The organism is Nostoc sp. MS1, from assembly GCF_019976755.1.
Taxonomy (GTDB): Bacteria; Cyanobacteriota; Cyanobacteriia; order Cyanobacteriales; family Nostocaceae; genus Trichormus.
In genome coordinates, this window is sequence record NZ_AP023441.1 from 5,969,474 (window position 1) to 5,981,485 (window position 12,012).

The 12,012-nt window shown below is 41.9% G+C and carries 7 protein-coding genes; 4 read left to right on the forward strand and 3 right to left on the reverse strand.

The features are described from left to right. Positions 1-22 precede the first annotated feature (22 nt). Positions 23-4,885, reverse strand: a complete 4,863-nt coding sequence (locus NSMS1_RS25700; RefSeq protein ID WP_224087505.1) for a PAS domain S-box protein — start codon at positions 4,883-4,885, stop codon at positions 23-25. A 260-nt stretch (positions 4,886-5,145) separates the two neighbouring features. Here NSMS1_RS25700 and NSMS1_RS25705 point away from each other — a divergent pair, with 260 nt between their 5' ends. Continuing rightward, complete coding sequence (locus NSMS1_RS25705) at positions 5,146-5,604, forward strand: response regulator (RefSeq protein WP_224087506.1); 459 nt, start codon at positions 5,146-5,148, stop codon at positions 5,602-5,604. Positions 5,605-5,621: 17 nt separating this feature from the next. Continuing rightward, a complete protein-coding gene (locus NSMS1_RS25710) occupies positions 5,622-7,922 on the forward strand; it encodes a response regulator (RefSeq protein ID WP_224087507.1) in 2,301 nt (766 codons plus the stop codon). A gap of 65 nt (positions 7,923-7,987) precedes the next feature. On the opposite strand, the gene NSMS1_RS25715 is transcribed toward NSMS1_RS25710, so the two are convergent. Then, positions 7,988-9,451 carry an MFS transporter gene (locus tag NSMS1_RS25715; RefSeq protein ID WP_224087508.1) on the reverse strand — a complete coding sequence of 488 codons (1,464 nt, stop codon included), beginning with the start codon at positions 9,449-9,451 and terminating at the stop codon, positions 7,988-7,990. A 65-nt stretch (positions 9,452-9,516) separates the two neighbouring features. Between NSMS1_RS25715 and NSMS1_RS25720 the strand changes: the two genes are divergently transcribed. Beyond that, positions 9,517-10,047, forward strand: coding sequence for a phosphoribosyltransferase (locus NSMS1_RS25720; protein ID WP_224087509.1), 531 nt, complete (start codon positions 9,517-9,519; stop codon positions 10,045-10,047). Positions 10,048-10,115: 68 nt separating this feature from the next. On the opposite strand, the gene NSMS1_RS25725 is transcribed toward NSMS1_RS25720, so the two are convergent. Next, positions 10,116-11,039 (reverse strand): AEC family transporter, encoded by a 924-nt coding sequence (locus NSMS1_RS25725; protein WP_224087510.1) that lies wholly within the window; start codon positions 11,037-11,039, stop codon positions 10,116-10,118. Positions 11,040-11,140: 101 nt separating this feature from the next. Between NSMS1_RS25725 and NSMS1_RS25730 the strand changes: the two genes are divergently transcribed. Continuing rightward, positions 11,141-11,950, forward strand: coding sequence for a D-alanyl-D-alanine carboxypeptidase family protein (locus NSMS1_RS25730; protein WP_224087511.1), 810 nt, complete (start codon positions 11,141-11,143; stop codon positions 11,948-11,950). The last annotated feature ends 62 nt before the right edge of the window (positions 11,951-12,012 follow it).

The following is a 12,012-nucleotide window of genomic DNA, read 5'->3' on the forward strand; positions in this document are numbered from 1 at the left end:
GAGAAAAAACTACTAACAACTGTCAACTGTCAACTGTCAACTGCTTTGCGGCTAAAAATTTCTTGATGACAGCTGCTAGTTGCTTGAGTTTGATGGGTTTGGAGAGATAGTCGTTTGCACCGGCTGCTAAACATTTTTCTTTGTCACCTGGCATTGCTAAAGCTGTCAAGGCAATTATGGGAATGTTGGCAAAGTTTTTATCTAATCGAATCTGTTTGATTGCCTCTAAACCATCAATTCCTGGCATTTGAATATCCATTAAAATCAAGTTGGGAATTTGGGCTTTGGTGAGGGCGATCGCTTCATGACCATTTTTCGCTAATATAACCCGATATCCTACTGTTTCTAAATATCCAGAGATAGTAAAAATATTCGCCTCGCTATCTTCTGCCAGCAAAATTAGCGGTGAATGCTCTACTCTTTCATTTACAGTAAAATTTAGCTCAGGTAATACTTGATTTACAGACTCAGGCGAAAATTCGCAGACTCCAGTACAGGGTAAATCAACAGTGAAGCAACTGCCTACACCAAGTTCGCTGCTTACACCTACCTTGCCACCGTGCATTTCTACAATTCGCTTCACGAGAGCTAAACCTAAACCAGTGCCGTTATATTGGCGGTTTAAGGCACTATCAATTTGGATAAAAGGTTGAAACAGTTTTTTGATGTTCTCCGCAGCGATACCGATACCTGTATCAATAACAGCAAAGCGAATGACATCTTGCAGAGGTGTTGCTTGTGTTTGGGTGATAATTCGTTCGTGAGTTACTTTTAAGGTAACTTTTCCACCTTCAGGTGTGAATTTGACCGCATTGTTAAGTAAATTAATCAAAACCTGACGGATACGCAACTCATCCAGCATTAAATCGGGTAGATGGGGTTGAATCTTTACCTCAAGCTGGATGCGTTTTTGAAATGCTAGCTGGCTAATAAATGTCAAACTTGATTGACACAGCGAGTTGATAGTTATGGGAGCATAATGTAACTCCATCTGTCCTGCTTCAATTTTGGATAAATCCAAAATGTCGTTAATTAATTCCAGCAAATGTTTGCCACTACGCTCAATGGTTTGCAATGACCGTCTTTGTTTCTCATTGATGACTCCAAACACATGATCTTGCAAACCTTCTGATATACCTAGAATTGCATTTAGTGGGGTGCGTAGTTCGTGGCTGATGGTAGCTAGGAACTCATCTTTCAGGCGGGTGGCACGGGCGAGTTCATGGTTGGATATGGCTAATTTTTCGTTAGCTTGGCGTAGTTCTGATTCGGTCTTTTTGGCCTCGGAAATGTCTCGATGAGTACCAGTCATTCGTAGGGCTTTGTCATCTTCATCTCGAACTACTGCTTTACCATAGTTAGCAATCCATCTATATTCACCTTCTTTAGTTTGGACTCTATAGTCGAGTTTGTAGGGTATGGAGGCATCCTGAAGATGAGCGTGAAGTTTTTCTAACATATAGGGCAAGTCTTCTGGGTGAACCAATCTTTCCCATGTACTGAAATGACTAGGTAATTCTCCCACCTCAAAACCTAACATTCCTAGCCATTGAGGGCTAAGGTAGAGTTCGTTAGTTGTAATATTCCAGTCCCATAAGCCATCACCAGAAGCTTCCAAGGCTAATAGTAGACGTTCTTCACTCAGTCGCATAGCTTCTTGAGCCAGTTCACGCTCCTGTAGTGCGGCTTGCTGTTCGCTGATATCAACAACATAACCAATAATTTCTACAGGTTTCCCTGCTTTGTCTCGCACAACACGATATTCATCTTCTATCCAACGGTAGCTACCATCTTGATGCAGGAAGCGATATTGATAGAGGTGATATTCCTGTTGTTCAATATTTTCTAGTTCGGCAAAAACATTTTTTAAGTCGTCTGGATGGATGCGATTTACCCAGAAATCTGGTTCTGTGAGCCATCGTTCTGGCGTATAGCCGAGAATATGCTGTACATTATCGCTGATAAAGGTAGCGGCGAAGTTATCTGAGATTTGGCAGGTATAAATAACTGCCGGACTAGCTGAAAGGACAAATTCTAAACGCTCTTTAAGACGTTTATTTTCTATTTCTTTGCGTCGGCGATCGCTAACATCAATAATTAATCCATCCCATAAAATATCACCGTTGGGTTGTTTTTCTGGTTGGGACATACATTGTATCCATTTTAGGCAGCCAGATGGAGTAATTAATCTTCCTTCCCAAGACATTGGCTGTAAAGAAATAGCTGAATGAGCCATCGACTTGCGGAATGAGCCGATATCATCTAAGTTAACTAAAGCACATAACACATTTGCATTTTCCATAATTGTGGCAGGCTTTAGTTCAAAAATTTCTGGAGCGCGATCGCTTATATATGTAAATTCATGGGAGCCGTCAGTATGGAGAATATATTGATACATTGCGCCAGGAACATTGGCAGCAATGCGCTCAAACCGCGCTTCGTTTTCGCGTAAAGCGGCTTCTGAGAGTTTACGTACAGTGATATCCCGATCCATGCCGCGATAGCCACAAAATTTTCCATCTACATCAAAAATCGCAACTGCACTTGTTTCTAAAGTAATCAGTCGCCCATCTTTATGAATGTTGATATTTTCTAAGCATTGAAAAGGAGCTTGTTTGGCAACGAATTTCATAAACTCATGCAATACTCTTTGTGCTTCTTCTGGCGGCATTAAATCAAATGGAGTTCTGCCCAAAACTTCTTCAGGGGTATATCCTAAAAGGTTAATGATTTGTGGGCTGGCATAGGTGTAAACTCCAAATTCATCAACCTCCCATACCCAATCACTAGAAGTTTCCACAAGATTGCGGAAGCGTTCCTTACTTTGTTGCAGTTCTAATGTGCGTTGGTTGACTTGTGCCTCTAAAGTCTGATTTTGTTCTGCCAAAATTCGCAACAGGCGATCGCGTTCCTGTTCTGCTTTTTTACGCTCGGTGATATTTTGGGTCATAGTGATGCCTGCAATCACCTTACCCTGCTCATCTTGTACAGGGATATAATGGCTAATGTAGTGGCGATCGCCATAAGGAATCTCCGCAACTACTGATTCTCCCGCCAATGCTTGCCTACACAGAGGGGCGATCTTTGCACATACTTCTGGCGGAAAGATTTCCCAAAGGGTTTTCCCTTCCATTTTTGCCTTGCTCAAACCTACACTAGCAAGTCCAGAACCGCCGGCTAGCAGGTAGCGTAAGTCATCGTCAAACAACACAACCGCACCATTGGGAAAGTTATCTACTAAAGTGCGATATAGTTGTTCACTACGACGCAAAGCATCTTCTGCTTGTTTACGTCTAGTAATATCAGTGATGGTTCCCACATAACCAGTCACTCTGCCTTCTAAATCTTTTTCTGGAACTGATTGCGCAAATACCCAGATTTCTGTCCCATTCGGTTGTACAAGCCGATATTCTAAATTAGAAGTCCGGCCTGTTTGGATACACCAATACCATTCTACCAACACCATATCTCGGTCTTCTGGGTGTATGGCTTTAACCCAGCCATAGCCGACTGCTTCTTGGGGAGTTAATCCAGAAATGTAACACCCATACTCGTTAACATACAAACAATTTCCCTTTAAATCACTGCGGAAAATACCAACGGGGGCTGATGCTGCTAAAGTTGCATAGCGTCGTTCGCTTTCTTGTAGAGCCTGTTCAATTTCTCTGCGTTCGGTAATATCTTCACAACTGACGAGAACGCCAATAATTTCCTTATCAGAGTTGCACAGAGGTATTTTACTGGTGCGTAACCAAATCGTTTGCTTGTCACCTCTTGTCAAAGGTTCTTCAATATTAAATTTAGGTTGACCTGACTCGATAACGATGCGATCGTCTGCTTGATAATGTGCTGCATATTCCCGCCAGGGCATATCAAAATCTGTTTTGCCAATAATTTCTGCTGCCGAAGATAGTCCAGCATTTAATAGCAGTTGGCGGTTACAACCTAAAAATCGATTATTGCAGTCTTTCCAAAAGATTGCCATAGGTAGACTATCCATGACAATCTGCAAGATGATTTGATTATCCTCAAATGCCTTTTCTGCCTGTTGGCTAATGATTTGGTTGTGCTTGGCTGCGGTGATGTCTCGTGCAGCCCAAATCACATTTTCTGATGAAATGGGTACAACATTGGCATGAAACCAAATTTCTTTATTGCCGATTTGTAAGTTATATTCGCACTCTGAGGATTGCTGTGTAGCTAAAGTTTGCCCAATCAAATTGACAAATTTATCTGCGAGGTGAGTAGGTAAAACTTCATGGGCTGTTTTACCAATTAAATCTTCAGGTGGTAAGTAAAGCTCATCTGCACCTGTAGGGGCAACTTTAAGGTAACGGCCTTGTCTATCTACCACCAAAATTACATCAACTATTGCCTTAAACAACCCTTGGAGTTCCGCTTCTGATGCTTTGAGGGCTTCTAGTGCTTGTTGATATTGGCGATCGCTATCTTTTAGTTGTTGTCTTAGACGGCTTTTTTCTAATGTAGAATAAACGGTGTGGCAGAATCTAATACAAGTGAGATTTTCCTTAACTAAATAGTCCGAGACACCACTTTTGATAGCTTGAACAGCTAACCTCTCATCTTTCTGCCCGATTAACAAAATCATCGGCATTTCCCAGCCGTCAAATTGCCATCTCAACTGATTAAGAAATTCCCATCCATCTACATCTAAGAATTGATAGTCCAACAGTATTAAATCTGGTTTGTTTTGAGATAGATATACCAGTGCTTCTAATCCTGTCTCTATCTCCACTACATCATAGCTAGCTAGAGTGTCCTGACTTAAGTAATCGCAGTAGAGTGATCTATCTTCTGGAGCATTGCCCAGAATCACAATTGAGTAATGGGAGATTGGCATTGCCGATGATATGTATTCAATCATACATAAGAGTCATTCAAATTTAACCTAATCCTTAGTTATTCGCCTGCATAATTTCACGTTCAGTTGACAGTTGACAGGTTAAGTTCACTGTCCATTATCCACTCTCTACTCCTTACTCAGCACGCGCTAAACGCGCCGCTACCGCTAACATTACTCAGCACTCTCTACAGAGAGAAGACAAAAAAATTGAATTGCTCAAAAATTATCATGGACTGCTTTTTTGGCTGTTTGATTCCGGTTAATAGGTAAGTGGGTGGAGAATGGATAGCTTTGCAGCAGAGACAACAATTTTATTAGTGGAGGATAGCCCCTCCGATATTCTGCTGATCCAAAGGGCTTTCCGCAAGGTGGGAATTACTAACCCACTACAAATAGTCAATGATGGCGATGCAGCTGTGTTGTATTTATCTGGGGAGAAACCATATAGCGATCGCCATACTTACCCGTTACCAGTCCTAATTTTACTTGATTTGAAACTTCCTCGTCGTTCTGGAGATGAGGTTTTGCTGTGGTTACGTCAACAACCCGGCTTAAAGCGTCTACCTGTGGTGGTATTGACTGCTTCCCGCCAGTCTCTAGACATTAATCGTCTTTACGATTTAGGGGTAAATGCTTATATGGTTAAACCCGTTGCTTTTGATGACTTAGTTGAAATTGTCGAGATTCTAAATCGGCACTGGATTTCTTTGAATGAAAAACCACAGTTAAATTTTGAGTAAATAATTCTATTGGTGAAATGGTATTACGTATTCTTCTAATTGATGATAATCCTCACGATCGCTTGCTAGCAATTCATGCCTTAGAACGAGAGTTTAGTGATTTGCTTATTCAGGAAGTAATTCGTGCTGAAGAATTAGAGCAAGCATTATCAACAGGAGAACTTGACGTAGTAATTACCGATTATCAATTGCGCTGGAATGATGGGATTACGGTTTTGAGAGAATTTAAAAATCGTTATCCTGAGTTACCTGTGATTATGTTTACTAACAGTGGCTCACAGGAAGTTGCAGTGGAGGCGATGAAATCTGGTTTAGATGATTACGTAATTAAATCGCCCACTCATTATATGCGCTTACCTGTAGCTGTGCGCTTGGCAATGGAGCGGACGGCAACTCGCCTCAAAGTTACAGGGTTAGAATTGCGTTTTCAAACTTTACTCGACCAACTTAATGTGGGAGTATATAGGCTCACAGCAGATAATTTTTTATTAGAAGCTAACGGCGCATTTTTGAATTTACTAGGGTTAGAGTCCTTAAAAAAAGTCCCAGAGGATGGAAGTCTGGAACCTTATTTCCGTCCCGGAGACTATGAGGAAGTCTTAAAAACACTCAAACAAAATGGCAATGCCCGCGATCGCGAAGTATTATTACATCGTGTAGATGGCAGTACAATTTGGGTGAGGATTAGTAAAACTTTTACTACTATTGCTGGCAGTCAGGTAATTGATGGCATTATTGAAGATATTACATCGCGCAAATTAGCTCAAAAAGCATTACAAGAGAGCGAAACAAGATTTAGATGGTTGTTTGCATCTAATGTTATTGGCATCGCTTTTTGGAATTTGGATGGCAAAGTTATAGAAGCAAATGATGCTTATCTACAGTTAGTTGGCTATACGCGAGAGGAAATGCAAGCTGGTGCTGTAGACTGGCAAAAAATCACTCCACCTGCAAGCAAACAGATAAATCTGCAAGTGTTGGATGAGTTACGGCAGTTTGGGTTTTCGGCTCCTATTGAGAAGTATTACATACACAAAACAGGTAAACTTGTACCTATCCTGACTGCCTGTGCCTTTCTCGAAGACTCCCAATCTGATGGTATAGCTTTTGTCATCGACCTCACCGAGCGTAAGCAAGCCGAACAAGAACGAGAAGAATTGTTGGAACGGGAAAAAACGGCACGCGCTCAAGCCGAAGCCGCTAACCGCATCAAAGATGAATTTTTGGCGATTTTATCCCATGAATTGCGATCGCCACTCAATCCTATCCTGGGTTGGGCTAAAATTATCACTAGGCAAAACTTGAGCCAAACAAAAATTATTGAAGGCGTAGCAATTATTGAGCGTAATGCTAATTTGTTGGCGCAATTAATTAAAGACTTGTTAGATGTTTCGCAAATTCTCCGGGGTAAACTAACGCTAAATATTTCCCCTGTAGATTTAAAAACTACAATTTCCGCCGCCTTAGAAACCGTGCGGTTAGCAGCAGAAGCCAAATCAATTCAACTTTACAGCGTAGTCGGTTTGAACATAGGTTCGGTTTTGGGAGACATTACCCGCTTACAACAGGTAGTTTGGAATTTGTTAGCAAATGCCGTTAAATTCACACCCAACGGAGGGCGTGTAGAGATACGTCTATCAAAAGTTGGTACATATGCTCAGATTCAAATCAGCGATACAGGTATAGGAATTGCCACAGATTTTCTCCCTTATGTGTTTGACAGTTTCCGCCAAGCCGACAGTAGGAGTACTAGAAACTTTGGTGGCTTGGGGCTAGGTTTAGCTATTGTTAAACATATAGTAGAAATGCACGGTGGTACAGTTACAGCACAGAGTCTAGGTGAAGGCAAAGGGAGTACCTTCACTGTTAAACTACCGTTAATGCAGGTTCGCAACCAGATAACTGAAGATACCGCACAACCTCAAAATCCCGCAGAGTTAGATGGGGTAAAAGTTTTATTAGTAGATGATGAAACTGACTCTAGAGAACTGGCTGCTTTTGTATTGCAAACCTCTGGTGCAGAAGTTACACAGGCCAAATCAGCACTTACAGCACTGCAAGCATTGATAGAATCAAAACCCGATGTATTGGTACTAGACATCGGTATGCCCGAAATCAATGGCTATATGCTATTGCAACAAATTAGAAGCTTATCACCAGAAGAAGGTGGACAAATTCCGGCGATCGCACTGACAGCTTATGCTGGACAATTAGACAAGGAACGAGCCATCTCAGAAGGCTTTCAAGCACACCTATCTAAGCCAGTAGAGCCTACTGAGTTGGTTGAGGTTATTGCTAGAGTCTTGGGTAGGGAGTAGAGAATGGAGAGTGGGGGGAGATGAGGAAGTAGGGGAAGATGAGGAGAAAGAACTACTAACCACTGTCAATTGTCAACTGATTCCTTCCTTTGCTGCCGTTCTTGGAGTTGCAACATGATTTGGGCGTGCATTTCGCGGGTGATGGGGTAGAAGTAGGTTAAGACTAGCCCGCCAATTAAACAGATGACTGGTAAAGGCCCTACGGCGATACGGATGGCAAAAAGTGCCGATTCTGGTTGTGTTGGGAGTATAGTTTGTCCGGGTAAAGTTTCTTTAAAACCTGCTGCTTGTAAGGCATTACCTACCAAAAATAAACCAAAAGCTAAACCGAATTTCTGCAATAAAACCATGAAGCCGTAAAAGACACCTTCTCGGCGTTGTCCAGTTTGCAGTTCGTCTAATTCGATGACATCGGGAATCATTGACCACGGAACTAGATAAGCTGTAGATACGCCAAACCCTGCCATGATAGCCAACAAATACATTAAACCTATTTGCCCAGGCTGCAAGAAAAATAGTCCAGAAGCAGCGATAATCCACAAAGCCATTCCGAGAAAATAAACTACTTTCTTGCCGATTTTTTTACTTAAGGCAGTCCAGACAAATAACATGAGTAAGGCAGTTGCTTGAACTGCAACCATCACTGTTGGTACATCTGAGTTTTTCAGAGACATACAGTAAATCACAAAGAAAGGGATGATACTGGCGGTTATTTGTACTCCTAACCAAGAAAACAGGTATATTCCAATTACAAATAAGAATGGACGATTGCTGAAGACGATTTTTATTTGTTCAATAAAAGGAATCGATACAGCTTCCTCAGCTTGGATACGTTTTGCTTCAAATGCCAAGACGCGATCGCGCACTCCAAATACACACCAGTACAATGATGCTACAGAAATGACTGTGCAGATTGCCGCTAAAACTATATATTGTTGTTGCTGGTCAGCTACTTGCAAAAAAACTACTTGCGCTAATATCAAGGATAAAATACTGCCACCAATGGAAAAGGCAAAGCGAAAACTATTTAAGCTGGTGCGTTCGTCATAATCTTGGGTGAGTTCTGGGGTGAGGGCGGTGTAAGGCAAATTCACTACTGTATAAAAGACTTGAGATAACACTCCAATCAATACGTAATACCAAAATAAACCCCAAACGTTGCTACCTTGGTTACTACTAAATCGCGGTACAATCCACTGTAAGAAAAAGAAAATTCCAAAAGGAATTGCCCCGTAAAACATCCAAGGTAAACGACGACCCCACCGTCGAGACTTGGTTTTATCTGTCAACACTCCCACAAAAGGGTCGTTGACTGCATCCCAAATTTTTCCAATCATTAACACACTGCCAGCTAAACCAGCCGGTATCCCAGCAACGTTTGTAAAGAAAATTAACAGGAAGAATATGGAAATATTAGCGGTAATAGCTGGGCCTAAATCTCCAGCACCATAAGCCAACTTGGTCAGGAAAGGTAGTTTTTGACTATCTTGAGCCTTGTGAGTATAACCATCAGCAGTAGGGTCATTCATAATACCTTGCGCTCATATTAAAATATTGCGATCGCCTTTAGTATTACCTAAAACTTACCTACCTTATGCCAGACCTTTACGTTTCTTGGTCAGAGTATCATTATAAAATTGAGCAACTGGCTGCTCAGATTTATGAATCTACCTGGGAGTTCGAGCAAATTGTTTGTCTAGCCAGGGGTGGGCTACGAGTAGGAGATATCATTTCTCGTATCTATCACAAACCCTTAGCAATTTTAGCTACATCTTCTTACAGTGGTGCAGGTCAGCAAGCAAGGGGTAGTTTAATCCTTTCTCGTCACCCAACAATGACCACCGAAAGTTTAGGTTCCCGCATTCTCCTAGTTGATGACTTAGTAGACTCTGGAATCACACTCCAAGAAACTATCCCTTGGTTGCAAGAATATAGTGATTTTGCCATCAAAGAAATTCGCACAGCCGTAGTTTGGTATAAAGCTTGTTCGGTATTTAAGCCAGATTACTACGTCGATTATCTCCCTGATAACCCCTGGATTCATCAGCCCTTTGAACATTACGAACACACCAACCCCGCAGATTTATTGGCTAAGGTGGGTCAGTCTTGTTTATGGGGAAGGTGAGGGACTGGGGAGATGAGGGAGTGGGGGGAGATGAGAGAGGTGGGGGAGACGTAGAAGAATAACAACTGTCAAAACAACCATAACCATAGGGGCAGTGTTAGGAGTAATAAGATAAATCCTAGTGATAGTGTGGTGACTGCGAGGTTACGGTCTAGGTTGAAGGTTTCGGCTATTACTAAGGAAGCGAAGGCTGGAGGCATAGCCATTTGTAGGAGAACAACTTTGGCGGCTGGCCCAGTTAATCCTAAAAGTGGTAAAATACCACCTAAAATTAGGGGAACTATCAGCATTTTTATACCTAAGCTGATGCCTACTTGTGGTAGGTTGCCCCAAGAATTAAGTTTACTTAAACGCATCCCAATTAATATTAGCGATAGGGCTACTGTACTCCAAGCAAATTTATCTAAGCTAAATTCCCAAATTGGGGGAATTGCTATTTGGCGAAATAGTAAGCCGAAGCCGAAACTCCACAAGGCGGGATTAATTATAATAGCTCTGGCTACTTGGGTGAACTGATTATGATTTTGATGCGTGCCAAAATGAGCGCCTAATGCTACACCTAACGCATAAGCACCAGGAAAAGACCCTAATAAGTCGTAAAATAACGCCCAAGCAAAGTATTCTTTGCCTACCATTGCTAAGGTGACAGGGAAACCTAAGTAACCCGTATTACCTATCATAGCTGCTAGGAACAGACTACCTTGGGTAGATTTTTGCGGTATTGTATTACTTAAGTATGTCTGTCCTTTGATTCCTAGCCAAGCGAAAAATGCACCTAGTAAAATGGCAAGGTAGGCGATCGCGGGAGCAATCCAAATTTGTCCTGATAAGTCAGTTTGCCGTAAGAAAGATACTATACTTATCGGTACTCCCACCCAGAAAAGCCATTGACCCAAGCGGGTAGGAACTGTATTAGGTAGTTTGCGTCCCAGAAAAAAACCTACTAAGACTAACCCTATAAGTTTGACGTATAGTTCTAGGAGATTTACCAATGTTGCGCCTAAGAATTATAGATGTAAAATGCTACCCAATAAGTTTATTTTTATCAAGTCTAAAATTTCAATAAAAGTTTCACAAAAGCAGGAGCTGTCCTTTGAATAAAGCTGGGTTTTCTGAAGATTCGCACAACTCATTTGATGACCTGAGTGATGATATCCCAGTAGCTGTACGGGATACTCCCGGTATTACACCTCAACAAAGGTTGCAACGTCTAATTTTCATACTCGGAGGAATCAGCGCCTTTGTTGTATTAGCGGTTATTAGCGGGTTTATATTTTTTGTTACAACCCCTAAAAAAACAGCTGAGTCTCAACCTGCACCAGCTACTTCTGTGGCTACACCCACACCGACAGGTAGTAATTCGGCTGATCCTGAAACTGTACTTGGGCATTTGTCTTACTCAGAAGCACCTCAGTCAGAATTAGCTCCAATTAGTGCTGATGGACGTATCCGTATGCGAAAAACTGCTGCTCAAAGGTTCCAAGCAATGGCACAAGCTGCGCGGCGTGAAGGTGTAGTTTTACTGCCTGTTTCGGGTTTTCGTTCAGTCAAAGAGCAAGAGCAGTTGTTTTTTGCGGTTGGCGCTCAACGCAATCAAACCCCTTCCCAAAGAGCAGCTTTGAGCGCTCCTCCTGGACATAGTGAACATCACACAGGTTACGCTGTAGATATTGGCGATGGTACAGCACCAACAACAAATCTCCAAGCTATTTTTGACAAAACTAAGGCTTTTGCATGGCTCCAAGCTAACGCAGCTCGGTTTAGTTTTGAGATGTCTTTCCCTAAAGATAATGTTCAAGGTGTGAGTTATGAGCCTTGGCACTGGCGTTTTGTTGGCGATCGCGATAGTTTAGAAACATTCTATAAAGCGAGAAATTTAAAACCTGTAAAGACACAGCCATAAACTTTTTAAACGCAGAGAAACGCGGAGGTTAGCGCAGAGGAAGAGGAGTGTTGAGAAGACTT

Coding starts and splice junctions, on each gene's coding strand:
- NSMS1_RS25705 (WP_224087506.1), top strand. CDS start 5,146: ATGGATAGCTTTGCAGCAGAGACAACAATTTTATTAGTGGAGGATAGC.
- NSMS1_RS25715 (WP_224087508.1), bottom strand. CDS start 9,451: ATGAATGACCCTACTGCTGATGGTTATACTCACAAGGCTCAAGATAGT.
- NSMS1_RS25720 (WP_224087509.1), top strand. CDS start 9,517: ATGCCAGACCTTTACGTTTCTTGGTCAGAGTATCATTATAAAATTGAG.
- NSMS1_RS25700 (WP_224087505.1), bottom strand. CDS start 4,885: ATGATTGAATACATATCATCGGCAATGCCAATCTCCCATTACTCAATT.
- NSMS1_RS25710 (WP_224087507.1), top strand. CDS start 5,622: ATGGTATTACGTATTCTTCTAATTGATGATAATCCTCACGATCGCTTG.